This window comes from Emticicia sp. 21SJ11W-3, from assembly GCF_024138715.1.
Lineage (GTDB): Bacteria > Bacteroidota > Bacteroidia > Cytophagales > Spirosomataceae > Emticicia > Emticicia fluvialis.
Window position 1 is genome coordinate 886,543 of the sequence record NZ_CP092074.1, and the last position, 26,412, is coordinate 912,954.

The 26,412-nt window shown below is 42.7% G+C and carries 25 protein-coding genes; 10 read left to right on the forward strand and 15 right to left on the reverse strand.

Going from position 1 to position 26,412, the window contains the following annotated elements; all coding sequences use genetic code 11:
• Positions 1-12: 12 nt before the first annotated feature.
• From MB380_RS03660 to MB380_RS03670, 3 genes are all read right to left on the reverse strand, one after another.
• Positions 13-2,193 carry a tetratricopeptide repeat protein gene (locus MB380_RS03660; RefSeq protein WP_253533447.1) on the reverse strand — a complete coding sequence of 727 codons (2,181 nt, stop codon included), beginning with the start codon at positions 2,191-2,193 and terminating at the stop codon, positions 13-15.
• Positions 2,194-2,294: 101 nt separating this feature from the next.
• The gene (locus MB380_RS03665) at positions 2,295-3,053 is read right to left on the reverse strand and encodes a patatin-like phospholipase family protein (protein WP_253533449.1); all 759 of its coding nucleotides are present in this window, start codon (positions 3,051-3,053) and stop codon (positions 2,295-2,297) included.
• A gap of 69 nt (positions 3,054-3,122) precedes the next feature.
• Complete coding sequence (locus MB380_RS03670) at positions 3,123-3,956, reverse strand: MBL fold metallo-hydrolase (RefSeq protein ID WP_253533451.1); 834 nt, start codon at positions 3,954-3,956, stop codon at positions 3,123-3,125.
• Positions 3,957-4,046: 90 nt separating this feature from the next.
• On the opposite strand from MB380_RS03670, the gene MB380_RS03675 reads away from it, so the two are divergent.
• The 3 genes from MB380_RS03675 to MB380_RS03685 all read left to right on the forward strand — a co-directional run bounded on the left by MB380_RS03675 (position 4,047) and on the right by MB380_RS03685 (position 7,400).
• Positions 4,047-5,423, forward strand: a complete 1,377-nt coding sequence (locus MB380_RS03675; RefSeq protein ID WP_253533453.1) for a HAMP domain-containing sensor histidine kinase — start codon at positions 4,047-4,049, stop codon at positions 5,421-5,423.
• Positions 5,424-5,592: 169 nt separating this feature from the next.
• A complete protein-coding gene (locus MB380_RS03680) occupies positions 5,593-6,048 on the forward strand; it encodes a DUF4920 domain-containing protein (RefSeq protein WP_253533455.1) in 456 nt (151 codons plus the stop codon).
• 71 nt (positions 6,049-6,119) lie between these two features.
• A complete protein-coding gene (locus MB380_RS03685; RefSeq protein ID WP_253533457.1) occupies positions 6,120-7,400 on the forward strand; it encodes an amidohydrolase family protein in 1,281 nt (426 codons plus the stop codon).
• 122 nt (positions 7,401-7,522) lie between these two features.
• Here the strand turns inward: MB380_RS03685 and MB380_RS03690 are convergent, their stop codons facing one another.
• The 6 genes from MB380_RS03690 to MB380_RS03715 all read right to left on the reverse strand — a co-directional run bounded on the left by MB380_RS03690 (position 7,523) and on the right by MB380_RS03715 (position 12,265).
• Positions 7,523-8,248: an SDR family oxidoreductase gene (locus MB380_RS03690; RefSeq protein WP_253533459.1), complete on the reverse strand. Its 726-nt coding sequence runs from the start codon at positions 8,246-8,248 to the stop codon at positions 7,523-7,525.
• Between the two features lie 60 nt (positions 8,249-8,308).
• Entirely contained in the window at positions 8,309-8,527 is a 219-nt protein-coding gene (locus MB380_RS03695; RefSeq protein ID WP_101727298.1) for a DUF3820 family protein, read from the reverse strand.
• Positions 8,528-8,681: 154 nt separating this feature from the next.
• Complete coding sequence (locus tag MB380_RS03700; protein WP_253533461.1) at positions 8,682-10,055, reverse strand: Gfo/Idh/MocA family protein; 1,374 nt, start codon at positions 10,053-10,055, stop codon at positions 8,682-8,684.
• 139 nt (positions 10,056-10,194) lie between these two features.
• Positions 10,195-10,578 carry a DUF3037 domain-containing protein gene (locus MB380_RS03705; protein WP_253533463.1) on the reverse strand — a complete coding sequence of 128 codons (384 nt, stop codon included), beginning with the start codon at positions 10,576-10,578 and terminating at the stop codon, positions 10,195-10,197.
• Positions 10,556-11,353: a HipA family kinase gene (locus tag MB380_RS03710; RefSeq protein WP_253533465.1), complete on the reverse strand. Its 798-nt coding sequence runs from the start codon at positions 11,351-11,353 to the stop codon at positions 10,556-10,558. Before MB380_RS03710 ends, MB380_RS03705 begins: the two co-directional genes overlap by 23 nt.
• Before the next feature lie 234 nt (positions 11,354-11,587).
• The gene (locus MB380_RS03715) at positions 11,588-12,265 is read right to left on the reverse strand and encodes a TatD family hydrolase (protein ID WP_253533467.1); all 678 of its coding nucleotides are present in this window, start codon (positions 12,263-12,265) and stop codon (positions 11,588-11,590) included.
• A 36-nt stretch (positions 12,266-12,301) separates the two neighbouring features.
• Here MB380_RS03715 and MB380_RS03720 point away from each other — a divergent pair, with 36 nt between their 5' ends.
• On the forward strand, positions 12,302-12,775 hold the full coding sequence (locus MB380_RS03720; protein ID WP_253533469.1) for a GNAT family N-acetyltransferase: 474 nt from the start codon (positions 12,302-12,304) through the stop codon (positions 12,773-12,775).
• A gap of 3 nt (positions 12,776-12,778) precedes the next feature.
• Here the strand turns inward: MB380_RS03720 and MB380_RS03725 are convergent, their stop codons facing one another.
• Positions 12,779-14,419, reverse strand: a complete 1,641-nt coding sequence (locus MB380_RS03725) for a CotH kinase family protein (protein ID WP_253533471.1) — start codon at positions 14,417-14,419, stop codon at positions 12,779-12,781.
• A gap of 28 nt (positions 14,420-14,447) precedes the next feature.
• Positions 14,448-15,356, reverse strand: a complete 909-nt coding sequence (locus tag MB380_RS03730; RefSeq protein ID WP_253533473.1) for a DNA/RNA non-specific endonuclease — start codon at positions 15,354-15,356, stop codon at positions 14,448-14,450.
• Between the two features lie 215 nt (positions 15,357-15,571).
• On the opposite strand from MB380_RS03730, the gene MB380_RS03735 reads away from it, so the two are divergent.
• From MB380_RS03735 to lptC, 4 genes are read left to right on the forward strand one after another with little or no spacing between them, the layout of a single operon-like run.
• A complete protein-coding gene (locus MB380_RS03735) occupies positions 15,572-16,369 on the forward strand; it encodes a ThiF family adenylyltransferase (RefSeq protein ID WP_253533475.1) in 798 nt (265 codons plus the stop codon).
• Positions 16,366-17,151 (forward strand): type III pantothenate kinase, encoded by a 786-nt coding sequence (locus MB380_RS03740; RefSeq protein WP_253533477.1) that lies wholly within the window; start codon positions 16,366-16,368, stop codon positions 17,149-17,151. The genes MB380_RS03735 and MB380_RS03740 overlap by 4 nt, the downstream gene beginning before the upstream one ends.
• Positions 17,126-18,427, forward strand: a complete 1,302-nt coding sequence (locus MB380_RS03745) for a hypothetical protein (protein WP_253533478.1) — start codon at positions 17,126-17,128, stop codon at positions 18,425-18,427. The genes MB380_RS03740 and MB380_RS03745 overlap by 26 nt, the downstream gene beginning before the upstream one ends.
• A gap of 10 nt (positions 18,428-18,437) precedes the next feature.
• Entirely contained in the window at positions 18,438-19,037 is a 600-nt protein-coding gene (lptC, locus tag MB380_RS03750; RefSeq protein ID WP_253533480.1) for an LPS export ABC transporter periplasmic protein LptC, read from the forward strand.
• Here lptC and MB380_RS03755 read toward each other — a convergent pair whose 3' ends face one another.
• From MB380_RS03755 to recN, 4 genes are read right to left on the reverse strand one after another with little or no spacing between them, the layout of a single operon-like run.
• Positions 19,038-19,454 carry a cytochrome c gene (locus MB380_RS03755; protein WP_253533482.1) on the reverse strand — a complete coding sequence of 139 codons (417 nt, stop codon included), beginning with the start codon at positions 19,452-19,454 and terminating at the stop codon, positions 19,038-19,040.
• Positions 19,455-19,458: 4 nt separating this feature from the next.
• Positions 19,459-20,064 (reverse strand): SCO family protein, encoded by a 606-nt coding sequence (locus tag MB380_RS03760; RefSeq protein WP_253533484.1) that lies wholly within the window; start codon positions 20,062-20,064, stop codon positions 19,459-19,461.
• A gap of 54 nt (positions 20,065-20,118) precedes the next feature.
• Positions 20,119-20,511 (reverse strand): hypothetical protein, encoded by a 393-nt coding sequence (locus MB380_RS03765; RefSeq protein ID WP_253533486.1) that lies wholly within the window; start codon positions 20,509-20,511, stop codon positions 20,119-20,121.
• A gap of 26 nt (positions 20,512-20,537) precedes the next feature.
• Positions 20,538-22,196 carry a DNA repair protein RecN gene (gene recN / locus MB380_RS03770; protein ID WP_253533488.1) on the reverse strand — a complete coding sequence of 553 codons (1,659 nt, stop codon included), beginning with the start codon at positions 22,194-22,196 and terminating at the stop codon, positions 20,538-20,540.
• 433 nt (positions 22,197-22,629) lie between these two features.
• Between recN and MB380_RS03775 the strand changes: the two genes are divergently transcribed.
• Both MB380_RS03775 and MB380_RS03780 read left to right on the forward strand, forming a co-directional pair.
• Positions 22,630-23,184, forward strand: coding sequence for a C40 family peptidase (locus MB380_RS03775; protein WP_253533490.1), 555 nt, complete (start codon positions 22,630-22,632; stop codon positions 23,182-23,184).
• Between the two features lie 71 nt (positions 23,185-23,255).
• Positions 23,256-26,381 carry a tolB protein precursor gene (locus MB380_RS03780; protein WP_253533492.1) on the forward strand — a complete coding sequence of 1,042 codons (3,126 nt, stop codon included), beginning with the start codon at positions 23,256-23,258 and terminating at the stop codon, positions 26,379-26,381.
• The last annotated feature ends 31 nt before the right edge of the window (positions 26,382-26,412 follow it).

Consider the following 26,412-nt stretch of genomic DNA (forward strand, 5'->3'; position numbering starts at 1 on the left):
GTTATAGATGTTTTACTTTTTGCTCAGCACCGCCATCAGTTCTTTGGCTTTGGGCATCAGGTTGCTTGACGGGTAGCCCTGAATAAATTCATTCAATGCCTGTTGGTAAAGTTCTTTCTGCTCGGTTTTGGCCAGCAGCAAAATTCTTAACATGGCAAATTTATCTTCTATACTGGTGCCTGTATAGGTAATTAGCCCGTCTTCGGCCATTTTAAGGGCAGATAAATAGCTTTCGTTGCTATACAGATTAAATGCCTGCGAGTAAACCAGGTTAGCTTTTGATTCGGTGTCTTCTGTAATATTTACATTACCTCTTATCAGTTGCCGGGCATAAGTAGAGGCAGGGTATTTGATTAATAAAGCAGAGCGGTATGGGTTGTTTTCCTGATTATCGGCACTCAGGCTAAGCAGGTATAATACTTCTGCTTCATGCACAGTAGCCGGAAACTTTTCAAGCAGTGTCTTGAAGGTAGTAATGGCGTTATCAGGTTCATTAAACTGAAACTTGTATATTTTGCCCAACTGATAATAGGCTTCTTCCTGTTTCAGTTTTGATGCAGCCAGTTTTTCCGGCGTATTAGGTAAACCTGCGTATAGCTCCTGTTTTTTGGCCGCCAATGCTTTACCGGCTATGTCTGCCGTCTGTTGTTGCAAAACCTTACTGGCACCTGTAGCAGAACTACCGGTGGGTTGATTACCAACCGTACCACGCTCAATACCAAAGCTGATAGCTCCGGCTTCTTTGTCGCGTCTTCGCCAGTTATCTTCCAAAACCCTCGGGCCCCATAGCTGCTGAAAGTCAGACTTGTTCCGGTTAATGGCAATAGGGTCATAGAGCATCCATCGCTTAAAGGTTTGGTCTCTGTCAGACAGCCTGTCTACTGCCGCATTGGCATTTTTTAGCGCTTGCTGGTCGGCCAGTTCTTTGGCTTTTCTGGCTTCTTCTTCCTTCTGCGCTATTGACCTTTCTAAGGCCTTGTCCAGATCGGCAGCGCTCATAGCGGCCAGTCGTTGCAGACTGTCTTCAAGAGCTACCACTTTCTGATAAGTTACAAAACTGGTCAAAGATGATGCCCGCCTGGTAATACGTTCATAATCAGGAGTATTTTTAGGCAAAAGCGTCAGAGTGCTGTCATAATACAAACTGGCTAATTCATATTTTAGTAGCTGGTTGTAGTGGAGCTCGGCCAGTTCCAGATAAGTGTAGGCATTTTGTGCGCTGTTGCCTTTAGAATTTTTAATAGAAGCGTTGTAATACTCAATGGCTTTGGGGTAATTCATTTTCTGTACTTCCAGATTACCCATCGTAAAATAAATTTTATCTTTCAGGTCTGCATTTTTTCTGTCAACCAGCATTTTTTTAAAATTCTCCTGCACGCCCGCTGTTGTGCCTCTGCGTGCCACGGCTTCATCAAGCAGGGCATTCATGCCAGCATAAAACTCCATATCATAATTGGGGCGGTTTTTTGCCACGGCCGCGTAATGGGGCAGTGCTTTAGCTTTTTGGCCAATCAAATCATACATTTGCCCCACGGCATAATGTACTCTTGCCGTTTGTTCGTTTTTGGTCATCAGCTTTAGTGCTTCTTCTGCAATGGCGGCAGCTGTGGCCAGTTCTCCGGTATATTGGTGCAAATATGCTTTGGTCAGGTAGTAATCACGGGTGTTAGCTTTGGTTAAATCAAGATTACGTACAACCTCTGATACTTTCAGGGCAGTTACAAAATCGCGCTGCTCAATGTAAGCACGCATCAACCAGATTAGTGCAGACTGGCGGCCTGTTTCATCTTTGGTAGTGGAGTTAACATACTTGAAAACCTCTATGGCATTAACGAAATCGCCTTTCATTAATCGGGCTCTGCCCAGTAAAACGTAGGCCTCAGCCAGATACTTTGAGTTAGAGTGCCTTTCGGCAATCATAGAGGTTTTTTCTATTACTTCTTTCAGATTTGTTGCCACTGCCTGGCTCTTGACAGAGTCAATAGGCAACAGAATGGGTATGAGGGCGCTATAGTTTTCTTCCCGGGTTGTAAACAAGGCCTTTTCGGCTTCTTTCATGTTTTCGCGGGCAATAATCAAAGAGTTAAAACGTGCATTCAGGTTATGCCATGCCTTGCTGGTAGGCGACTGACTAAACTGCGAACACCCGATTGTAATAGCTAATAAGAGTATAAAAATAGAAAGTTTTTGCACTTTATGAGTTAATTTAAAGGCAGATAGTCTGATTACTGATGCAATAATACCCTTTTTTTAACGATTTGCTGACGAAAAAATTATCCAACGCAATACATAAATCAGAGTACCTGCGAAAGTTTACCTTCCAGCTCGCGGAGTGCGCATTCATAACCTAAAGTGTACATTTCTTTGGCCTTAGACATATTCATGCCGTCGTACCTGTAAATTTCAGCCGGTTCAATGGCTATATCGCAGCGTTTCAGTTGCTCGCCAGAATTGTTTCTGATAGCCAGAAAAATACTTTTCATCAGTATATCTTTCACCGAATTTATAGGCATACTGCTGCTCACAGGCATTACATTCACACCAATTACAAAGTCGCAGGCGTCTTTCAGCGGCCCAACAGGCAGGTTATCGGTAATGCCGCCATCAATCAGCAGGCGGCCCTGAAACTTCATCGGCTCAAAAATGCCCGGCAGGCAGCATGAAGCCAGAATTGGCTTAATGAGCTCTCCCTCACTGTAATAAACCGGCTCGCCGTTTTCTATATCTGTTGCGCATACAATGAGTGGAATCTTGAGGCTTTCAAAAGAATTATCGGGCAGAAACCTTAAAAAAAGATTTTCGGCTTTTTCTAATTTAAACAAGCCAAAACGGTTAAAAGCAAACTTTAAATGGCTGAAAATGCCTATAGAGGTAACGGTGTCAAAAATGTAATCGGGTGTGTGCCCTGCGGCAATAAGTGCACCTACAATTGAGCCGGCGCTTGTTCCGGTAATCATTGATGGTTTCAGGCCCATTTCGTCTAATGCCTTAATAACTCCTAAATGCGCAAATCCTCTGCTGCCACCGCCTGATAATGCTAATCCTATTTTCATAATCTGTGTGAAATTTTTAACCGGAATATCCCCTGCTACTGTTTCTTCCGGCTTCTCTACCAAAAATAACTATAAATTAAATAATTCGGCAACCCTGTATCCTTTCTCTGTTAACTGAATATACGCAGCATCATGCACAGGGTCGTGGTCAAATATTACCGTCCAGTTATTGTCAACCACCTGCTTTAATAACCGTTCTTTTTCGCTCATGGTTTCCAATGGGCGAATATCATACCCCATTACATACGGCACATGCACATGTGCGTGAGACGGAATAGTGTCTGCAATAAATAAATACGTATTACTGCCCTGTTTTATTTTAGGCATTATCATCTTTTCGGTATGGCCATTGGCATACAGCAGTTCTATTGATTGCCCAAAAGCATTTTCAACTTTATCTGTAAAACACAAAGCGCCGGTTTGCTGCATGGGTATTATATTTTCTGTTAAGAAGGTGGCCTTTTCTCGTGGGTTGGGGTTAATGGCCCAATCCCAGTGAGCAGAGTGTGTCCAATATCGTGCGTTCGGAAACGTCAGTTCCAGCCTGTCTTTGCTGCTGTTCCATTTCACAGCACCACCACAATGGTCAAAATGCAAATGCGTGCACAGCACGTCGGTCACTTCTGTAGGCGAGTACCCTGCTTTTTTAATTGATTGTATCAAATCGCCATCGCCATGCCTATAATAGTACGACTGCCATTTGGCATCCTGTTTATCACCCATACCACTATCAATCAATATCAATTGTGTACCTGTGTTTACCAACAGGCAACGCATCATCCAGCTGCACAAATTATGTTCATCAGCCGGTATCTGTCTGCTCCATAAGGTTTTGGGTACAACACCAAACATTGCGCCACCATCTAATTTGAAATGTCCGGCATCAATTACATGAATTTGCATATTCTTTAGTAAATTTCGGTTCAGTTTTGTTCAGAAACTTCGTTTGTAGCTGGTCAGGCTCTGCACCATGACCCAAACTAAAGACCAAATATGCAAATACGTACCAAGATAGCAATACAATTTACCATAATAATCGCTTGTATTCTTATTATATTTTCATTGGCAGTGTACTATACCTCTGAGAATTTCCGTAAGCAAGAGTTCTATAACCGCTTGCACGACAGAGGGATATTAACGGCTCAATTATTGAAAGAGCTGAAAATTACCGAAAAAGATAAAAGGAAACTACGAGACGCCAATAAAACCATTTTAGGTAAACTGAATGTAGAAAAAGTTTTGATGTTTAATGATAAAGACGAACTTGTATATGCCAGCTACGAGGCCGATTCTATCTTATATAGCCCGGCGTTTCTGAAACAGGTAAGACAAAAAAAGTACATTGAAAAAAACGACTGGGATAATCAGTTAACCGGCTCATTGTATACAGATGAAAACAACAAGTCGTACGTTGTAATAGCTAAGGCCAATGATATTTATGGTAAAGAAAAACTGCAGAATGTCCGCGATACATTAATTATCAGTTTTATAATAGGCATTACGCTTACCATTATACTGGGTATTATTTTTGCCGGCGAGTCGCTGAAGCCCATTGCTGAAATCAATCAGGAGATTTCAAACATCACGGCTTACAACCTGAAAAGAAAACTGAATACCGGTAATAACAAGGATGAAATTGCTCAGCTTTCCAACAACTTTAACCAGATGCTTGAGCGCCTTGAAACTTCGTTCCAATTGCAGAAAAGTTTTGTGTCTAATGCGTCGCATGAACTCCGCACACCATTAGCGGCACTGAAGTCGGAAATTCAGATAGCGCTGGAGAACGACCGCACTACTGATGAGTACAAGAGTATTCTGAGGTCGTTGCTCACCGATACCCAGAGGCTGATACAGCTAACCAACGGTTTGCTTCAACTGGCCAAGTCTGAAAACCGGGAAGACAATATGGCACTGAGGCCCACGCGTATTGATGAAATTTTGTTTAAGGCGCAGGAGGAGGTGCTGGGGCTGAACACCAATTTTAAAATTGTAGTTGATTTTGATGAAATACCGGATGACGACAAATGGGTAACCGTGAATGCTAACGAAACACTTTTGCTGACGGTGTTTACCAATTTGCTCGACAATGCCTGTAAGTACTCTTCCGACAACCAGGCTGAGGTAAAAATAAAGTTTAATCAGAAGCTATGTATAGTAGATGTAAAAGACAACGGAATAGGAATACCTGAAAGCGAGCTGAGCAAAATATTTGAGCCTTTTTACCGAACACAAAATGCGGCGGTGTATCGTGGGCATGGCATCGGGTTGTCGGTGTGTCGCAGAATCATTGATATTCATCAGGGTAAAATTGAAGTAAAGAGCGTGGTTGGTAAAGGCAGCATATTTGTAGTAACCCTGCCACATTTATAAGCCATAATAAGGTTAGTGAAATAGTACCGGATTGTAATAAAAAATAATAACTTTGTAATATTGAAAATTTAAACTTGCTGAGCAGTATTTGGTTCAGCAGTTAAACAGACAGTTATTTAGAAAGTTGAAAACAATTTCTAAATTTTAAGAGCAAATAAAACTTCAGACAATGAAAAAACTAATTTCAATTTTAGCAATTTTGCTGGCCGTTAATGTGTCTTTTGGTCAGAAATATGAGAGTTTTGGTGAGAAAATCAATCCTGATGGCGCTATTGCAACCTCAGACCTTGAGAAAAAAGCTAAAGTAACCCCGGCATTTGAAGGCAAGGTTACAGGCGTGGTAGAGTCGGTATGCCAGGTTAAAGGCTGCTGGATGAAAGTGAAAATGGACGACGGCCAGACCATGCGTGTTACTTTTAAAGACTACGGTTTTTTTGTGCCTAAAGACATAGCAGGTAAAACAGTAGTATTTGAGGGCAATGCCAAAACTAAAACTACATCGGTTGATGAGCTTCGTCACTATGCCGAAGACGCCGGTAAAAGTAAAGAAGAAGTAGCTAAGATTACTGAGCCTAAAACAGAACTGACATTTGTAGCCAATGGCGTGTTGGTTCCGAAAAACTGATATGCGCAAAGCCTCTCTGCATTAAAGGAGAGGCTTTTTTGATTCTATTGACCTGAACAAACGAAACATCTATGAAAAAAAATTACCTGTTGGCGCTGGTGCTTGGTATTTCGTCGCCGGTGCTGGCACAACGCACACTGATTCACTGCGGTACCCTTATTGATGGTATCGGAAATACGCCAAGGTCGCAGATAACAATTGTGGTAGAGAAAAACCGTATTACTGATATCCAGAGTGGTTACGCCACTGCTCAGGCTGCCGATAAGGTGGTTAACATGAAAAACCGTACGGTAATGCCGGGTTGGATAGACATGCACGTTCACATAGAGAGCGAAACCAGTAAAGACCAGTACCTGAAACGCATGAGCCAGAATATGGCTGATATTGCCTATGAAGCGCAGAAGCACGCCAATACAACCCTGATGGCTGGTTTTACTACGGTAAGAGATTTAGGCGGAAGCGGAGTGAATATTTCTATCCGTAATGCTATTAATAAAGGATTGGTAGTTGGCCCCAGAATTTTTACATCTGGCAGAACCATTGCAACAACCGGTGGGCATGGAGACCCTACGAATGGTATCAGCAATACTTATTCGGTACCAGATTATGTAACCAACGGAGTAGTAGACAGCCCGGAAGAAGGGCGGCAGGCAGTGCGCCAGCGATATAAAGACGGTGCCGATGCCATTAAGATAACGGCCACCGGCGGTGTTTTAAGTATTGCAAAAAATGGCAAAGGCCCACAGTTTACAGAAGATGAGATTTCGGCCATTGTATCAACGGCTAAAGACTATGGGTTTCATGTGGCGGCGCATGCGCACGGAGCAGAAGGCATGAAGCGTGCCATAAAAGCAGGTGTTACAACCATAGAACACGCTACTTTTATGGACGATGAGGCCATTGAACTATTTAAAAAACATGGAGCTTATTATGTGCCAACCATCATTGCTGGCAAAACTGTCGGCGATTCGGCAAAAGTACCGGGATACTATCACCCCTTAGTGGTTCCTAAAGCCATTGAAACATCAAAGCAGATTGCTGAAACCTTTGCACGTGCTTATAAGGCAGGGGTAAAAGTGGCGTTCGGAACTGATGCAGGGGTGTTTTTGCACGGCTATAACGCTAAGGAGTTTCAGTACATGGTAGAAGGTGGCATGCCAATGATGGAAGCCATCAAAGCCGCTACAATTGTAAATGCAGAGATACTGGGCATGAAATCAGAACTGGGCTCAATAGAAAAAGGGAAACTGGCTGACATAGTTGCCGTTGAAGGCGACCCATTGAAAGATGCCAGAGTAATGATGAATGTTGCCCTTGTAATGAAAGAGGGTAAGATTTACAAAGAAAAATAAACTGGCAAAAACAAACGCAAACTATAACTTACCATTGGTCTGGTGCATTTGTGCCAGACCTTTTTTTGTTTTGCCATCATCATAAAAAAAGGCAGAGACGCGCCCTGCCTTTCTGAAACCGGTTATTTGGTTGGCGGCATTGAAGGTCTTACCTCTATTTTGCTTGGCAAGGTGCGCGCAGGCATTTTTATTAAATCAGAAACAATCTGCCCTATGTCTTCAGGCTGAATCTTCCAGGCATCTTTTTCACTCGGGGTGTGGTTGTTAAAATGCGTAGCTACCGAGCCGGGCATAATGGTAGAAACCTTGATGCCTTCCTGGCGGAGGTCAAGCATAAGCGCCTGAGTAAAACCTACCAGCCCGAATTTGCTGGCGTTGTAGGCTGTTCCTTTATCGAAGAAATTGGCTCCGGCCAGGCTGGCAATGGTAATAAAGTATCCTTTAGAAGATTTAAGCGCTTCAAGGGTTGCCTTTGCTGTAAAAAATACGCCCGTCAGGTTTATGTCTATGGTTTCTTGCCATTGTTCAGTACTTAACTTTTCAAAAGGTACCAGATGCCCTACACCTGCATTGGCAATAACGTAATCTAACCTTCCCCAGGTTTGTAAAACAGTATTTACTGCATTTTGCTGTGATGCAAAACTGCGTACATCAGATTCGAGCGGAAGTGCGTATCCGGCTTTAATTTTGTTTAATTCTGCCGCCGCAGCTTCTGCCGCTTCTTTGCTTCTGCTGGTAATAGCTACCCTGATTCCTTCTTTAATAAGTACTTCTGCTACACCATAGCCAATGCCTTTCGAACCGCCCGTAACTAAAGCAGTGCGAATAATTGTTGTGTTATCTGACATAAAAAAATGAGATGAGTTTTATTAGGCTATAACAGCCGGGGCAGGCCAATAGTTTTGGATTCAGATTTTTCTTTCCTTCAGCGGTTTCAGCAGATACTCCAGTCCGTTAAGTTTTATTTCATACATGGTAGCCAGCAGGGTGCCCAGTTTACCAGGCGGAAAACCTTCTCTCTGAAACCACAGCAGATAATGTTCGGGCAGGTCACAGATAAGCCGGTCTTTATATTTGCCAAATGGCATTTTGAAAGTAACCAGTTCTTTTATGATAGCGGGGTTCATAGGTGGATTTAGATTTTCATTGATTTTAAGGGAGGTGGTTGTAAACGCCTTTTTAAAGCTTAACAACCACCACCCTGTCTATTTACTGACAACGTCAGAAAACAGACACCCCTCCTTGAACAAGGAGCGGCCGTCGCACGGGAGAAACTTTAACTTATTTCTTCTTCAATTTCATCGTTACAGGGTCCCAGTAAACGATTCTGTTATCAAAATAGCTAAGGTTACAAGCCAGTGCCGGAGCCGCAGCACGGAAACCGAAAATCGGGTCTTCTATGGTTTTCTGACTGTTGGCGCGCATGTTATCAAAGAAATTCTTGAAGTGTTTGGCATGAGCATCATCACCGGCAGGCGTATCAAATTTTATTTCTTTTACCGGTTCAGTTACTCTGTCGGCTTCAGAATATTTAGCATTGTATTCTTTCAGAAACTCTTTTTGTGTAGCCTCTGCAAAGGTCGGGAAACTTTCGCCGTTTCCATAGCCCGGTGCTTTGGGTAATTTTCTTTTAGTAAGCGTTAATCCGCTGGCGCTCCACTGAATCTCGCCTTCGGTACCTACCACACGGGTTACATTTTTAATAGCGCCTGCATTGGCAAAGTTTACACGAAGTACTGCCTGGAATTTCTTATGCTTCTCAGTTTCCGGGTAGTCCAGCACAGTTACCATAACGTCCGGCACATCGCGGCCGTCTTTCCAGTAGCTTAATTCGCCAGACGAGAATATTCTGTGTGGCCCGATGGCTCCGGTTGCGTAGTGCATACCGGTAATCAGGTGCACAAACAAGTCGCCTGCTACACCAGTGCCATAGTCACGGTAGTTTCTCCAACGGAAAAAGCGCGTAGCATCAAATGGTCTGCGTGGGGCATCTCCCAGAAATCTGTCCCAGTCAATGGTTTGCGCCGAAGCATCAGGCGGAATAGAATAGGTCCAGGCTCCTAAAGCGCTGAAACGGTCATAGGTGGCTTCAATGAAGTTCAGTTCGCCAATTTCACCAGCCTGCAACAGCCTTTGTGCTTCTGCATAGGCTGCACCACTGATAGGCTGGCTGCCTACCTGCATAGTTTTGCCTGTCTTCTGCCACGTTTCTATTACGGCACGGCCTTCGTCAATGTGCTGTACCATTGGTTTTTCGCAGTATACAGCTTTGCCAGCTTTCAGGGCATCAATCGAAATCCGGTCATGCCAGTGGTCAGGGGTGGCAATAATAACGGCGTCAATATCTTTACGGGCTAAAATTTCTCTGTAATCGCGCGTAGTAAAAAGGTCTTTATTGTAAACTTCTTTGCCTCTTACCAAACGGCCATCGTACAAATCTGCGGCGGCTACCAGTTCTGCCTCCGGGTTTCTTAATGCTGCTTTGGTATCAGAATGCCCCTGAATACCCAAACCGATAGTTGCAATGCGGATTTTGTCGTTCGGACTTATTTTTAAACTCTTGATGATATTAAACGGCTTGGCGATTGATTCGGTGGCCATCAGTACCGAAGCCGCACCAATACCCTTAATGAACTTTCTGCGAGAAGGTGTCATAGTAGATAATTCTTGGGGTTAAATACGTGAAGGTATAAATTTAGTGTTAACTAAGATTCAATACAAGAAAACAAGGCACTTATACTACTGCAACATGATTTTTTGTCGATAATCGCAAAAATATGCCTGATTATGGCTCTTACAGCACCAGTTGGTTATACAATTTTAGTAGGGTTTCCTGAGGGTCTGTACAGAAGCCGGGGTGTATTCTGGATGTCTGAATAACCGTGCTGCGGGTGGCGGTTAGCCATCTGAAACGAGACGCAACAGGCAAGGCGCCGATGGGGCCGCTGTTTTTGCCTCCTTTACAGATACGTTCCAGGGTTTGCAGGTATTCAAGTAGTTCTGCTGCTTCGGGTTTGCATGAAAAGGCCTTTAGACGTGCTTCGTCAAGTGTGTACAAGGCCTGTAGAAAGCCTTTTGACGGGCAGTACAGAATGACTCCCACGTTGAGGAATTCTTCTCTTTCTACCCGTGGCACAACCCGGATTACGGCATATTCATATAATTGATTTTCTTGCATTCTGGGCTTCTTTTACAAAGTTTTGAGAGTAATTAACCCTCGATTTTAAAAACTGGGCATAAACAGTGCGTCGTTCATCCGGCGATTCCGTCAATGAAGGGTCCTGTAACCAATCGTCTGGTACCAGCGCTACAATGGCTCTGATGCGTTGAGGGGTCAGTATTTGTCTGAATTTTTCATCAGTAGTTTCCAGTTCAGAGGCAAAGGGTAGCAGCACGTGATCTTTTACCTGAACAAAAGGGCGTTCTGATTGCTCTTTCCAGTTATCCCACGAATGATGAAAATACAAAGAAGCTCCGTGGTCAATCAGCCAAAGGTCTTTGTGCCACATCAGCATATTGGTATTACGTGCCGTGCGGTCTACATTGGTCAGCAGGCAGTCAAGCCATACAATTTCTGATGCCAATTCAGGGTTTATGACATTCAGAACGGGGTCAAATGTAATAGCGCCTGATAAATAGTGTACACCTAAGTTAAGGCCAACACTGGCTTGCAGCAGGTCTTGGATTTCCTCGTCGGGTTCGGTTCTGCCAAAGGCAGCGTCCAGATTGGCAAACACCATTTCGGGCATTCGTAAACCTAATGCACGGGCTATTTCTCCACCTATCAGTTCGGCAATGAGGGCTTTTACACCCTGCCCTGCACCCCTGAACTTCAGCACATACAGAAAATCGTCGTCTGCTTCTACAATGGCAGGCAACGAACCGCCCTCACGCAATGGTGTAACATATCGGGTTATGTTGACGGTCCTTAATGAGGTTTGCGCGTTGTTCATTATGTTTTTATTGTTCTTAATCTAATGCTTTTTTTAAGTGGCAAAAGTAATGAAAATTATAATTGAATACGGCCATGAACGTTTTGGCTGATAAAACTTTAAACCTTTTACCCATTACTTTGAACCCATACACCGGTTACTTAAACAATGGTTTTGTTATTTTTATACAGACCGTAAGGACGATTACAATGGCTATTTTTAAGACAAAAAACGTTTGAATGTTTAGCCACCGAACTACTGAAGTGAAGTAATAGTGAGATAATTATCAAATATTATTTTCTCCAATTCTTCTACAGAAACATCTTTCACTTCAGATACTTTCTGATAGATATCTGAAATCTGGATTTCCTTATCATCAGTCTCCAGAAAAAGGTTTTCTAATGGCATTTCTTGCAAAGTTTTTACGGCATTAGATTCCTCAGACAACACAGCGCCGCCCAATGACAAGTAAAATCCTTTTTCTATCAGTTGCCGGGCTATTTCAATATTATTATTAAAACCGTGCACTATCATGGGGACACGCGGCCGCACAATTTTTCTGATAGAAATAAGTTCATTAAAGCACCTTACACAATGAATAATTAATGCTTTGCGGTGTTCTTCGGCTATTCTGATTTGTTTGATGAATACCTCTTCCTGCAGTGGCAGAGGCGCGCCCTTAAGTCTGTCAAGTCCGCATTCACCTATCATTTTTACTGCCGGATCTGCCGCTAAATAAGCCAGTTTTTTTAGTTGCTGTGCATATAATTTTTCATTTATATACCAGGGGTGTATACCTGCCGACAGCCAGTTGGGGGTATCAGGTAAGGCGAAGTTAGCCAGATCCTCTTCCGAATCCGGGATAATCTGGTTTAAAATTATCTCTTCTCCGGCTTGTTTATTCAGAAGATGTGTATGTAAATTGAGCAGCATTTTTACTGTTTTTTCTATACCCAAGCGCAAATATATATGCCCGGTTTATCAATTACTATCAAATGTATACCTTTCTATGAGTTGACCCTTGACGAGCTCTATACCATACTGGCATTGAGGCAGGAAGTATTTATAGTAGAACAGAACTGCCCTTTTTTAGATGCCGATGGTAAAGACCAGTTGGCCTTGCATCTGATGATAACCGATGAGGCCGGCAGTCTGCTGGCTTACACGCGGCTTTTTGAAAAGAGTGTTTATTATGATGGTTATACTTCTATTGGCAGGGTTGTTACTTCTCCTAAAGCCAGGGGTACCGGGGTAGGTAGATTGCTGATGGAGAAATCAATTGCCAAAGTGCTTGGTAGTTTTGAAATAGCCCCAATTAAAATCGGTGCGCAGAAATACCTTGAGGAGTTTTATCAATCTCTGGGTTTCAGGCTAACCGGCAATGACTATGTGGAGGACGGAATCCCTCATACCTACATGATTTTCGACAAACATCTGAGTTAACAACTACTCGCGGGCTATTTTCTTCACAATTTTGCTTCCATTTATTTCCAGTTGCAATAATCCACTATGGCTGAGGTACAGGTTTTGTGGTATCTGAATAGTAATCCGGTTTTCGCCGGGTTGTAGTGCTTCTTCTGTTTTAAGAAGTGTTTTCCCCTGCATATCAATCAGCGACAGACGCGCTTTTTCAGCCCTGAGCGCCTGCACATGAATGTATATTTTATCAAGAAAAGGATTAGGATATACCCGCATGGATACACTGCTTGTTATAGATGGCTCGTTAGCTGTAATTGTGAGGCTGCCGGGCTGTTTCATGTTGGTATCAAGCCATTGAAGCCTGTTGATAATGAATGACTTTAGTTCTTCTATCTCACCACTCCAACTGTTTGATATCGGATTGGGTTGTGGCCAAACATATACCCCCAATATGGGCCACTTCTGAAAATTCCGCCTGGCAGGCTGCTGCAAAACAACTGTCAGGCTATCAATGAACTGGAAAATCTTGTCTTGCTGTAAAGCGCCATGTTGCCGCTGGAAATTATACTCTTCGCCCAGTTCGCGTACAAAGGCAGAGTCTTCCATCATACGTTCCCACCAGAAAGGCACTTGCAATCCGTCGTTCGGGCATACATTATTAAACTGATAAGAAAATCCCTGGTAGCTGTCTCCCCCGCAATAATTACCGTTGCCATAGGCAATATCATAGTCCCAGGGCGGGCCTGCCTTTATTTTACCGCCTTTGCTGTCTTTATCTTTATAAAAAAAAGTACTGATGCGGTAGCCATCCACGTTCTTTGAAATCTCGTTTGCCAGAAACAATCTGATAAAAGAGGGGGTATCAAAATATTTCCGGTAGCCATTGGTTTTATCTCTGAAATTGTCTGCCTTCAGTGAGGCTTCGGCGGTATTTACATATTCGCTCAGATAAGCCTTTTGCTCAGTTGTTATAGATTTGGGCGCTTCATACTGGTAATACGTACGGGTATTAACCGGAGGGTTATTTACGTATCTCGAAGTCCAGCCTCCAAGGCTGGTACCGGTTGTTTTATCTACCTTAAAAATGTAGCCACCCGTAATATCGTCACCTTTCAGGTCGGTTTCTTTCAATTTAGCTATATCTACTCTGCCCGCCGCACGTTTAATTTTCTCCATAAATACGTAAACGCCCATGTAGGTATCGTTTAAAAAAACTTCTACATATTGGGTTCTGCTGGCATAAATACCCATTTGCCTTGCCAGATGCATGGTCAGTACATTGTGCATCAGGCTTTTTTCGTTGTAAGAGGCAAACAGAATCCAGTCTGACTCCTCCGGCATTCCAAACAGGCTGGCATCTTTTGATTTCCCTTTGTCGTCCCATAACTCAATACCCAGGCTTTTTTTAGGAAACATCTGCGAAGAAGACCCCCGGTATTCAACGCCAATAAAGCCATTGTAATGATTAGGCGCATCTTTTAAACTATTGGTTTTACCCGGTCCGTTATAAATAATTTTCATTTCGGCCTTTACCTTGGGGTCGTCCAGAATGGGGGTGCCCATGGTATTGATAAAAATAATAGGTAGGTTAGATGACTCAAAAGTTTGCCCCAAGGCAATTGCCGGATACAAAAAAGACAGTAAAAGGTTAAAGTATATTTTTTTCATGAGTCAGGTTTTTGGGTTGAATACTGGCTTATTGTTTCATAACCGACACTTTTTCCGTGGGGCCTGTATCGGCGTCAGCTTCTATCACGGCCTGAATTCTGGCAGGAACGTTCGATAAGAAATCATAACCTGTAATTTTCTCCAGGTCATCTACGCTTAGGCGGTATTCTCCCCATTTGGTGTCTAATACTGTTTGTCGGTTCGGAATATACACAGCAATGATGCGGGTTTGTTCATTAATACGGCTTAAATCGTTTTGCCCGTCAGGCAGCATTACAATTACCTTCCAGAAATTCTGAGGTACTGCCATTTTCCCGTTATCAAGCGTAAAACTCTTGCCTCCGGCTGTTCCTATTCCTGCAGTACCGTGTACACCTGCAATGATGTACAATTCGTTGCCTTCGGCCGTTGTTTTTCGGCAGTAGGTTTCAAGGTCAGCCCACAAGCCCCGGTTAAGTTTAGGAGCCTGCGGAACAATATTGGTCATCAGAAAAGTGGCGTCATTATCTGCTACTGTTGCGGTTCTGTCACCCGATGGGCACAGGTGGCCCCTGTCAAAACCAGAATTGAGGTAGTCAGCGCTCTGCACCCTGTACCAGTCTTTAGGTAGTGTTTCGTCTGCCCTGAAATGATCTGTTCTTTCGGCATTGCCAAGCCATGCACTGCTCAGATGCCAGCTTACCCAATTGGCCGAACTCCGTTCTCTGCTGTACGATAATACATATTGTGGTTTTATGATAAGGTAATTGTTGTCATTACTCGTACTGGCATTGCCTGGGTTTCCCATTGCAAGGTTATTATCTCTGGTAGCGTTTGTTGAATTACCCGCATCACCAGGCTTTTTATTCGTAGTTGTGGCAATTTTACCGGGCGTGCACGCAATGATAATCACAGAAAAGAAGGAAGCAAGCCAGGCGTTTCTTGTAAAACTGGACATAAGAAATGTGATATTTTTTTCAAAAATAGTAAAAAATAAGCAGAGATAACTGCTAAGCCGAGAAGATGTATGGTGTTTTATTGGAGGCCCTTCTGTATAAAATAATTGTTGCAAACCGCAGAAACAGCGGCCTTAAAACAAGAAATATAGCATGAGAAGCATATTGTGTGTACCTTTGAGGTTTATTAAACCTAAAATTACTACTCTTTAAGAAAATGCCTGCCTGGTTGTCTCGTTCCGAACTGTTGGTCGGAAAAGAAGGAATCGAAAAATTACAAAGTGCCCACGTGCTGGTTGTTGGTTTAGGTGGTGTAGGCTCATTTGCAGCCGAGTTTATTTGCCGCGCCGGGGTAGGGGAAATGACCATTGTTGATGGTGACGTGGTAGACCCCAGCAACCGGAATCGCCAATTGCCGGCTTTGTCTACCAATCATGGGGTATCAAAAGCTGATATTATGGCAGAACGCCTGCTTGCCATTAATCCGGAACTTAAGTTGAATGTGGTGAGAGAGTTTCTGTCACCAGCCAAATGCCGCGAGATACTGGAAGTAAAGTATGATTACGTAATGGACTGCATTGACAGCATTACACCTAAACTCACGTTGCTTTCTACGGCTTATGCACAAAAGCAAAAGATTGTGAGCTCAATGGGAGCTGGCGGAAAGGTAGACCCTACCAAACTTTTTGTTGCCGACTTATATGATACCTACGAGTGCCTGTTTGCGCAGTATGTGCGAAAACGTATTAAAAAATTAGGAGTTTACTCGGGTATAAAAGCTGTTTTTTCTGTTGAAACAGTAAAACGCGACTCGCTGATATTAACCGACGGCAGTAATTTTAAAAGGTCTGCCTATGGCACTATATCTTACCTTCCGGCTGCTTTTGGGGGTGTTTGTGCATCAGTAGTAATCAGAGAATTACTGGGGTATGAAGTGGAATTAGTTAAAAGACCGAAGGCGATAAGAAAGAAATCAAAGAAGATAACAGCGGCGAAACCGGAAGACAAGATATGATCGGAGCAGTAGACATAGGAAATACCTTTGCCAAAGTGGGCCTTTTTGAAGGGGACGAACTGCTTGAGGTAGTTTCAGGGCTTGAATTGGAGACCCTGAAGGATTTTCTTACGTTAAAAAAAGTTAAAAGCATTATCATTTCTTCGGTTACCCGTAATCAACAGGAATTAGATGCTATCTTTGAACACGCACCATTTGATAAACTGATACTGACACCCCATACAAAGGTGCCTGTCGAGAAAGATTATGATACCCCGGAAACACTCGGAGCCGATAGACTGGCTGCAGCGGTGGGAGCCAATTTTCTTTACCCGGCCAGCCATTGTCTGATAATTGATATGGGAACAGCCATAAAGTATGATTATGTTTCAGCAGATGCCGGCAAAGGAACATTCAGAGGCGGGATAATTTCTCCGGGTATGAGAATACGATTTGAGTCGCTTCATACGTTTACAAAAAGATTACCCCTTGTGCGTGCAGACGAGATTCCGGCGCTGATAGGCAAAAGTACGATAACGAGTATTCAGAGTGGAGTAGTGAACGGAATCATTGCTGAAGTAAACGGGATGATTGAAAATTACACTAAACTGGGCGATTGTAACGTAATCTTATGTGGTGGTGATGCCTCTTTCTTTGAAAGTCAAATAAAAAAGCCGAACTTTGCGGGCTCGACAGATGAAAAGCTGATTGAAAATACAAAAATTGAATTGATACCAAATTTAGTCCTGATTGGGCTAAACCGAATTTTACGATACAATGTTGAAAAACCTCCTACTCATTAATTGTTTTTTCGTTTGCACACTGGTAATTACTGATACATTTGCTCAAAGAAAAGAAGCAAGACTAACCGGTAACTCTCCTTACTCTGCCTTAGGAATCGGTGACATTGCTCCAAGCGGCTCTATTGCCAGTGATGCCATGGGTGGAACAGGCTTAACATTTGGTAATGGTATCTATCTGAATACTGCTAACCCTGCCATGTTAGCAAAAAACCGCTTTGTAACCTTCAGCACCGGTATGCGTGGTCAGTACCGCACACTCTCTGACGGAACAAATTCACAGTCTGACTTCGGTGTAAACCTAAGCCACGTAATGATGGCGTTTCCTTTAAAACCAAAATGGAGTATGTCTTTGGGGCTAAGACCACATTCAAGTGTTGAGTATGAAGCAAGATACGTTAAGCCTGTAACAGGTACAACCAATAATGTGCAGTATATTTACAAAGGTCGTGGAGGGTTTTCTAAAGCAACGCTGGGTACTGGTCATTTAATTGGCAAGTCATTATACATTGGTGTTGAGGGCGCTTATTATTTCGGTAATATCAGCCGTGATACCACCTCAAGATTGCTCTTGAATGATGGCGAAGATTATTATCTTCGTTACACAGACCGGGTTAATGCCAAAGGTGTTGGCCTTAAAGGTGGCTTTGCATGGCAGCAAAAGCTGGCCGAAAAATGGTATTTAAATGTAGGCGGTACTTATGAGGTTCAAAGTAAATTGAAAGCCAACCAGCTAAGAAGTTTAACTACGCTGATAGAAGGCCAGAATGGACCGCAGATTCTTAAAAAACCGGATACTCTAGGTATTGCCAACGGAAATATGATTTTGCCCTCGCAATATAGTTTAGGTATCAGCCTTGAAAGCCCTTTGAAATGGATTTTTGCACTGGAATATAGTAAACAAGACTGGAAACAGTACCGGAATTTTCAGGGTGTTGCAGAACCCAGCCTTACAGCCAGCGAAAGATTTGCCGCCGGTATTGAGTTTCTGCCAAAGGTTACTTCAACAGCCTATTTCGACCAGGTGTTTTACCGCGTTGGTTTCCAGCAGGTTAAGACTCCTTATCTTATCAATAATACACAGGTTATTGACAGAAGCATCTCTTTTGGCCTTTCTACACCACTTGGTTTCAGAAACTTAAGCTATATAGATTTCGGCGTAGCCTTAGGAAACCGGGGTGTGGCCGGCAATGGATTAGTTAAAGAAAACTACGTGAAACTATCATTAGGGTTTTCGTTGATTGATACCCGGTGGTTCCTAAAATCGAAAATAGATTAATGTTCAGGCTATGAAAAATATGCCTATCTCTGGTTTCAGATGCCTCTTGCCGATAATTTTTGTAGTGGTGGGTTTGATTCTTTTTTCATGTGAAGACAAGAAAAAAAACGGCCCTGTGCAGGTTTACAATGGGCCTCTGATGGTAACTGATAACCTGGCTATTATGATGAGCGATTCTGGCAAAACTACGGTTAAAGTTACAACAGCCAGACAGATTAAGTTACAGACCGAAGATGAGGTTTACCCTAAAGCTGTATATGTAACCTTTTATGACAAAAACGGAGTGGAGTATTCTTCGCTGAGAGGAGATTCGGGACGATATTTTAAAAGTGAAGGATTGTACAGGGTAATGGGAAACGTTTTTTTCTTCAACCGTCTTCAACAGCAAAGCCTTTCAACCGATTTGCTCAACTGGTCCACAACCAAGCGAAAAATATTTACAGACCATCCGTTTATCATCAAAACCCGCTTTGATGAAATACATGGAATAGGTATGGAAGGTGACCAGGATTTTACTCATTTTACCATGAGACGAGCTACTGGGGTATTAGCCATTGATTCGGTTGCAGCAGGTGGTGCAGAGGCCGAACAGGATACCACCAGTAATTAATCAGGGTTGTTTCAAGGCTTTTTCTACTTCTTCTACGGTGGTTATTTCTTTTTCACCGGCCCATTCGTTATAAATGTAAGTAACTACCTCTGCAATATCCAGATTCTGGAGTTGGCTATTAGCGGGCATTGGCTGGTTATAAATTTTTCCGTTAACATTAATTGCGCCTGTAAGGCCGTTTTTGATAACTCTGATAACCTGTGCTTTGTTTTGCAGGTAATCGCTACCGGCAAGGGGTGGATACAGGTTTTGCAATCCTTTTCCGTCTTTCTGGTGGCAATTGGCACAATTCTGTTCATAAATCACTTTGCCACCTATGTAGTACTGTTCCAGCTTTATCTGCTCAGCCGATTGGCAGCTATTGAGCAAAAATAAAGCAGATAAAACCAAAACCGGCACTTTAAGATATTTATTCATAATCTTACTCTTCTTTCAATAGTGTACCCATATCTTTTATCAATCTGCTCACATCTTTTTCTTTAGTGCCATCGTACATGCCTCTTACCCTGCGGTTTTTGTCGACCAGTATAAAGGCGCCACTATGTATAATGCCACCGGCGGCAGTAGAGTCTTCACCGGCTGTTACGTAATATTCTTTTTGCCCCATTTCATAAATTTTGTCTCGCTCGCCTGTTACAAAATGCCAGAATTTGCCATCAACACCCAAACGTTTGGCATAAGCCTTTAAAACGGCTACAGAGTCATGTCTTGGGTCTATGGTATGCGATAGAATACCTACTTCCGGATTATCCTTGAATTTCTCGTAAACCCTGAGCAACTGCGTTTTCATAATTGGGCAGATAGTAGGGCAGGTAGTAAAAAAGAAATCAGCCACATAAATTTTATTCTTGTAGGTCTGATTAGTTACCTCGGTGCTATCCTGGTCAATAAACTTAAAATCGGGGATAGTATGATAAACCGAGTCGCCATTAATAAATTGGCGTTCGCCCAGAATAGGGAGTTTTTTGGGTTGGCAGGCTCCGAGTACACAGCTAAGCGCTACCATGAGTAAAATCAGGTGCTTCATAAAATAGAAGGCCCCACCGGTTGAGGCAGGGGCCGGATTTAAAATTTTGAATTCTTATTTCAGAAAATCTTCTGCTTTTTTTCTGGCGTCAATTGTTTTTTGCTTTAGTTTGTCGCCTTCTGTTTTTAACTCTGTAAGCGCAGTCACTTTTTCCTGGCCGTCTTTCATATCAGCTGCGTCGCCCAGCTTAGGCATCCAGGCTTCCATGTCTGTATAAGCCTGGTCAAGCTGTTTAGAAATTTCAAGCGCCTGTTTTTTTGCAGTAGAATCCATCGTCTCTGCTTTTTTCATTACCTTATTACGATAGGTCTCCAGCTCCATGCTTACAGGCATTATCTCATCGTGTAATTTAAAGGTTTCGGTTTTCAGCTTTGCTGCTTCTTCGGCATATTTATTGGCACAAGAGAACGTAACCACAGCAAGTAATATATAAAGTAGTGCTTTCATTGAAAAAAATTTATGTTTACAAAAATTTATACACTTATACCTAGTATTTCAATTGCGCTATGGATGGCGCTCTCTGATGGGTTTTCGCCACCAATCATTTTAGCTATTTCAATAATCCGTTCGTCGGTGTTCAACTGTCGTATACGGCTCATGGTTTTTGATGAGCTGTTGTCTTTATACACATAGAAATGACTGGTACCTCGGCCTGCTATCTGGTGCAGGTGGGTAATAGCAATAACCTGTAGGCTTTGCGCCATTTCAAGCATCATTTTACCTACTTTAATGGCTACCTCGCCAGATATCCCGGTGTCAATTTCATCAAAGATGATAGTCGGTAAAGAACGTTTATCGCCCAGTACATATTTGATAGCCAGCATCAGACGAGAAAACTCACCACCAGAAGCAACATCTTTTAACTGACGCGGAGTGATACCCTTGTTAGCGCTGAACAGGAAGTGTATCTGGTCAATGCCGTCGGTGGTCAGTTTGCCTGTCTGGTGTTGTATTTTCAGGGTTGAGTTAGGCATGCCCAATTCCATCAGTAAGCCCACCACGCGTTTTTCAATTTCAGGCAAAATTTTCTGACGCGCTGCCGACAGCCCCTCAGCCATGTTGAGTGCAGTTTCATAAGCCTTGTCTACCCGTTCTTTGGCTGCTGCCAGATTCTCGCTCAGGTTTAGTACTTTGCTTACCTTTTCTTCTAAAACAGCCTGAATCTCAAGCAATTCAGCATTTGATTTTACCCCATGCTTTTGTTGCAGCTTAAACAACAGGTCAAGACGGCTCTGGGTAGTTTCTATTTGCTCGCTGTCTAGTTCTATGCCTTCTTCTTCTGTTTCTATATCACGCGCCACGTCTTTCAGTTCAACCAGACAGGATTGAATGCGGTCTTTAAACTGCTGGTACTCTGGCGAAAAACCGGCAATAGAATTAAGATTGCCCACCACACTTTGCAATGCTGAGAGCACGGCGTTATCGGTATCGGTCAGAAAAGCATGAGCCGTTCTTAGTTTCAGTTTTACTTCTTCGGCATGTTCCAGAATGTTCAGTTCCTGCTCCAGTTGCTCCTGCTCACTTGCTTCCAGCTTCGCTTTCACGAGTTCGTCTAACTGGAAACTGTTGAACTCAAATTCTTTTTTATTCTGGTCGGCATCTGTTTGCAATTGCTCGTAGGCATCCTGCAACTTGCGGTAGGTGCGGTACTTTTCCTGATACTCAACCAGCCTGTCGTGGCATTGAGCATAGGTATCAACAATGGTTAACTGATATTCGTTAGACCCCAGCTGAATGGTATCGTGCTGGGAGTGGATATCCATCAGTTGCGAGGTTATTTTCCTGAGTGTTTCAAGTGTTACGGGCGTATCATTAATAAAAGCCCTTGACTTTCCACTCGGGGCTATTTCGCGGCGGATAATGCAGGGATTCTCGAAATCTAGTTCTTCTTCGTCAAAAATATTTTTTATATAAAAACCATCCATCGAAAAAGTGCCTTCAATTACGCACTTTTCGGTTTCGTTATAGAGGGTTTTTACATCAGCGCGGTTACCGAGCAGCAAACCTATGGCACCCAGCATGATAGATTTTCCTGCACCTGTTTCACCAGTAACAATATTAAGATGAGCATCCGGAGAAATTTCAAGTTGCTCTATCAATGCATAATTCTTAATCAGAAGGTTTGAAAGCATGTATTAAAGCTTTATTTGAGTAATTAAGCTATATAGAACCTTATCAAAATGCATCTGGCGGGCAAATCAAAATTGTTTTATTTGCACTAGGTATGCTAAGTTATATAAAAAAACATATACAACGCCTTAAATATTTCAACCACAATTCTTTGCAAAAAATTCGATTGATTTAAAAGACAAATTTAGAGTTAAAAAAAAGAAGGCATCAATGTTTTGATTATTTTTTTTGTCTGGCAGCCGTATTCTGTTTTTTAAATAACTACAAACCAAAATGGCTTGTTTACAAAACAGTTCAGAAGGCTTTGATATGGTAGCTATGGGTAGAATTATTGGTAATGTGGTAGATTAAATTTAAAAAATCATCAATAAAAAGTTTTTAGATTTTATAATTTGACCTAATTTTCTCGTTAGAATTATAAAATGCTTTCCTGACGTGCTTAAATTTAAAAAAAATCTGAAATTACTTTGTTTGTTGTTTCTGGTGTTGGGCTTATCTTCCTGCCATGTTTTTAGAACCAAAAGCAACACCAAAACGGTGCCTTCCAGGGTGCCTTATGAGCAGCCGGTAGTAAAAACAAAAGCTGAAACTTCAACGCTGATGTCTACAGCGAATCTCATAAAAGTAGCCCGTTCATATACCGGTGTGCCTTATAGAAGTGGTGGAAACGACCAGCGCGGCATTGATTGTTCAGGCCTTATTTGCAACAGTTTTAAAGAGTTTGGTATGAAATTGCCCCGGGTATCGCGCCAGCAATCAGAGTTTTTTCCGGCTATTGATATACCGAATATTCAGAAGGGTGATCTGGTGTTTTTTGCCACCACCAGCAATGAAATAAATCATTCGGGCATTGTAACCGAGGTTAGAAGTGAAGATGAAATAATATTTATTCACGCGTCATCAAGCAAGGGAGTACGTGAAGACAACATGATGAACAGCTACTGGAAGGCCAGATTTGCACGTGCCTGCCGCCCGCAGTTTGTTAAATAATTTTAGATGCAGTTTTAAGCTATTTTCTTTTTATTTACGTTATAATGAGAAAATAACACTACAAAGAAGGTATGAAAAACGTTTATTTGGTAGCCATTGGATTGATAATCAGCAATATAGCCTTTTCGCAATCACAATACTTCGGCCAAAATAAACCTCGCTACAAATCCTTTGGTTTTAAAGTTTTACAAAGCCCTCATTTCGAACTCTACCACTATTTTAAAGATAATACGGTACCCAACGAACTGATGATAAACAGTGAGCATTGGTACAAAATTCATCAGGAAGTTTTCAAACTTGCGTTTATTAAACCTAATCCTTTAATTATTTATCAGAATCACCCTGATTTTCAGGAGACAACGGCTATAAGCGGACAAATTGGAGAAGGTACAGGCGGTGTAACTGAGGGGCTGCGCAACAGGGTAGTTATGCCCATGATGTATTCTAAACGGCAAACCGACCACGTATTAGGGCATGAGTTAGTGCACGCGTTTCAGTATCAGTTGATGACATCGGGCGACTCTACCACCCTGGCTAATTTTCAGAACTTACCCCTGTTTATGGTTGAAGGATTGGCAGAGTATATGTCGCTGGGAAGGGTTGATGCCCATACAGCCATGTGGATGCGCGATGCCGTAATGAATGACGACATACCTACTATTAAGGATCTGGTTACCAAAGAATATAAGTATTTTCCTTACAGATGGGGGCAGGCCTTCTGGGCTTACGTGGCCGCTACCTATGGCGACGACATGATTCGCCCATTGTTTAAAGAAACCGCCCGCTATGGCATTGAGGCGGCTTTCAGACGAAATCTGAAAGTGGATATTGACCGGTTTTCTGCCCGCTGGAAAAAAGTAATGACAGATACTTATGCACCTTTGCGGGTAGGCACTACTGCTACACCCACCGGCAGAGAAATTGCCTCAGTTAAAAATGCAGGAGAAATGAATCTGTCACCCACCATTAGCCCTGATGGTAATTTTGTGGCTTATATCTCTTCAAAAAATGTTATTTCTTTAGATATTTTTATTGCCGAAGCCCATACCGGTAAGGTGGTGCGTAAAATAGAAAGTACTTCGTTTGGCTCACACGTAGACTCTTACAGTTTTCTTGAAACTGCCGGGGCGTGGTCGCCGGATAGTAGAAATCTGGCATTGGTTATTCAGAGCAAGGGGCGTAATAAGCTGTCGATAGTAGATGTGGCCAACGGGAACAAGCGCACTTTTGAACTGAAAGGGGTAGATTCTTTTTCAAATCCTGCGTGGTCGCCAGATGGAAGCACCATTGTAGTATCCGGGCTGATGAACGGCGTCAGCGATTTGTATGCCTTCAATATCAAAGAAGCGTCGGTACAAAACCTGACGAACGACGAGTATTCTGATATTCAGCCCACCTGGTCGCCCGATGGCCGTTCGGTTTACTTCGTGTCTGACAGGGCCAGCAATGCCACCCGTTTAGAAAAAGCCAGTTACGGAATATCAAAACTGGATATAAACACGCTAAAAATTGAAAATTTCTCTTTTTTGCAGGGTGCTGATAATCTTAATCCGCTGATTGACCCCAATGGAAACTTTTTATATTTTTTATCAGATGCAGATGGATTCAGGAATCTTTACCGGTATTCTTTAGTAAATGGGGGAATTGAAAAACTGAGTAATTATTTTACGGGTATCAGCGGCATTACCATGTATTCGCCTGCGGTGAGCATTGCTGCTAAAACCGGTGCTTTGGTGTATTCGTATTTTCAGGCAGGTAAGTACAATTTGTATGTGGCCCGGCCGGAGGAGTTTACCGCCAAACCCGCTGAAAATATTATTGATAAAAAGGCAGCCACCCTTGCCCCCTATGAGTGGAAGGAAGGTAGAAATATTGTAGAAACTAACCTGAATAAACAAAGACTGTCAGGCAGGGTACAAGAGAAAGGACTGAAAACATTAAAATATACCCCCAGATTTAAACTGGATTACCTGGGGAGCTCGGGTGTAGGAGTATCTACCAGCCGTTGGGGTACAGGGCTTGGCGGAGGTGTGGTTGGCCTTGCCAGCGACATGCTGAACAATAATCAGGTATCGGGCGTATTGGCGCTCAATGGCGAAATACAGGATTTCGGTGGGCAGATTGCCTATCTGAATCAGAAAAACCCGTTGCAATGGGGTGCCAGTTTTTCTCGTATACCTTATCGTTTTTCTGATTATCAGCAGACTAATAAATACATTACAGACCCTGCCATTAAAGCAAGCCTGGGTATTCCGGCAGGCGATTCCCTCATTCAGTCGAGCTATAATCTGTATCGTTTGTTTATCAATGAAATAGGCCTGTTCGCTTTTTATCCGCTTAGCACCTCAAAAAGAATTGAAGTGGGCGGCAGCGCCAACTGGTATAGCTACAGTGGCAGAGTTTACAGCGATTATTATGGCGTAAGTTCTTCGGCAGGCAGTTATTATCGTGGTAGTTTAACACCTCAACGTATATCACAGGCCGAGCTTGAAGGCAAAGGGTTTTCTCCGTTTAGCCTGCAAAAACTATACGTAGCCTATGTTGGAGACAACAGTACCTTTGGTACCACTGCACCGTTGAATGGTTATCGTTACCGTTTTGAGTTTTCAAGATATTTTGGTGACATAGCGCATAACGCTATTACGGCCGATTACAGAAAATATAAGTACCTGAAGCCCATTACTCTTGCCGCCAGACTATATTATTATGGCCGACTGGGAACCAAAAACATAGAAGACTATAATAGATTATACCCGATGTTTCTCGGATACCCCTGGTATATGCATGGTTTCTGGGGCAAGGCATTGGGCAACCAGACCTCAACCCTGGCTTTGAGTGAAGAGCAATTGAAGGGGTCTCAGATGGGTTTAACCAATTTTGAAATCCGTATGCCTTTTACAGGGCCGAAAAAACTGGCTCTGATTGATTTTATGTATGTGCCAACTGACCTGAACTTCTTTTTTGATATGGGAATGGTTTGGGACGACGCACGTTCGCCCGGTAAGAAGTACGAATATGTTTTCAGCGATGGTGAGAAACAAAATCTTAAATTAAAACCTATCATGAGCACAGGTGTAAGTTTGCGTATTAATGCACTCGGATACCTCATTCTGGAGCCCTATCTGGCGTTTCCTATTTATAACGGGAAAATTCAAAGTGGAGTAACCGGAATTAATTTTATGATTCCCGGCTGGTAATGTTTGAATTTTTAGAAAAATTTCGCATTTT

Excerpts from the sequence above, each read along its gene's own strand:
- MB380_RS03685 (WP_253533457.1), top strand. The coding sequence starts at position 6,120 with ATGAAAAAAAATTACCTGTTGGCGCTGGTGCTTGGTATTTCGTCGCCG.
- MB380_RS03675 (WP_253533453.1), top strand. The coding sequence starts at position 4,047 with ATGCAAATACGTACCAAGATAGCAATACAATTTACCATAATAATCGCT.
- MB380_RS03705 (WP_253533463.1), bottom strand. The coding sequence starts at position 10,578 with ATGCAAGAAAATCAATTATATGAATATGCCGTAATCCGGGTTGTGCCA.
- MB380_RS03720 (WP_253533469.1), top strand. The coding sequence starts at position 12,302 with ATGCCCGGTTTATCAATTACTATCAAATGTATACCTTTCTATGAGTTG.
- recN (WP_253533488.1), bottom strand. The coding sequence starts at position 22,196 with ATGCTTTCAAACCTTCTGATTAAGAATTATGCATTGATAGAGCAACTT.
- MB380_RS03745 (WP_253533478.1), top strand. The coding sequence starts at position 17,126 with ATGTTGAAAAACCTCCTACTCATTAATTGTTTTTTCGTTTGCACACTG.
- MB380_RS03700 (WP_253533461.1), bottom strand. The coding sequence starts at position 10,055 with ATGACACCTTCTCGCAGAAAGTTCATTAAGGGTATTGGTGCGGCTTCG.
- MB380_RS03710 (WP_253533465.1), bottom strand. The coding sequence starts at position 11,353 with ATGAACAACGCGCAAACCTCATTAAGGACCGTCAACATAACCCGATAT.
- MB380_RS03715 (WP_253533467.1), bottom strand. The coding sequence starts at position 12,265 with ATGCTGCTCAATTTACATACACATCTTCTGAATAAACAAGCCGGAGAA.
- MB380_RS03730 (WP_253533473.1), bottom strand. The coding sequence starts at position 15,356 with ATGTCCAGTTTTACAAGAAACGCCTGGCTTGCTTCCTTCTTTTCTGTG.
- MB380_RS03670 (WP_253533451.1), bottom strand. The coding sequence starts at position 3,956 with ATGCAAATTCATGTAATTGATGCCGGACATTTCAAATTAGATGGTGGC.
- MB380_RS03765 (WP_253533486.1), bottom strand. The coding sequence starts at position 20,511 with ATGAAAGCACTACTTTATATATTACTTGCTGTGGTTACGTTCTCTTGT.
- MB380_RS03780 (WP_253533492.1), top strand. The coding sequence starts at position 23,256 with ATGAAAAACGTTTATTTGGTAGCCATTGGATTGATAATCAGCAATATA.
- MB380_RS03755 (WP_253533482.1), bottom strand. The coding sequence starts at position 19,454 with ATGAATAAATATCTTAAAGTGCCGGTTTTGGTTTTATCTGCTTTATTT.
- MB380_RS03740 (WP_253533477.1), top strand. The coding sequence starts at position 16,366 with ATGATCGGAGCAGTAGACATAGGAAATACCTTTGCCAAAGTGGGCCTT.
- MB380_RS03680 (WP_253533455.1), top strand. The coding sequence starts at position 5,593 with ATGAAAAAACTAATTTCAATTTTAGCAATTTTGCTGGCCGTTAATGTG.
- MB380_RS03665 (WP_253533449.1), bottom strand. The coding sequence starts at position 3,053 with ATGAAAATAGGATTAGCATTATCAGGCGGTGGCAGCAGAGGATTTGCG.
- MB380_RS03725 (WP_253533471.1), bottom strand. The coding sequence starts at position 14,419 with ATGAAAAAAATATACTTTAACCTTTTACTGTCTTTTTTGTATCCGGCA.
- MB380_RS03690 (WP_253533459.1), bottom strand. The coding sequence starts at position 8,248 with ATGTCAGATAACACAACAATTATTCGCACTGCTTTAGTTACGGGCGGT.
- MB380_RS03695 (WP_101727298.1), bottom strand. The coding sequence starts at position 8,527 with ATGAACCCCGCTATCATAAAAGAACTGGTTACTTTCAAAATGCCATTT.
- lptC (WP_253533480.1), top strand. The coding sequence starts at position 18,438 with ATGAAAAATATGCCTATCTCTGGTTTCAGATGCCTCTTGCCGATAATT.
- MB380_RS03760 (WP_253533484.1), bottom strand. The coding sequence starts at position 20,064 with ATGAAGCACCTGATTTTACTCATGGTAGCGCTTAGCTGTGTACTCGGA.
- MB380_RS03735 (WP_253533475.1), top strand. The coding sequence starts at position 15,572 with ATGCCTGCCTGGTTGTCTCGTTCCGAACTGTTGGTCGGAAAAGAAGGA.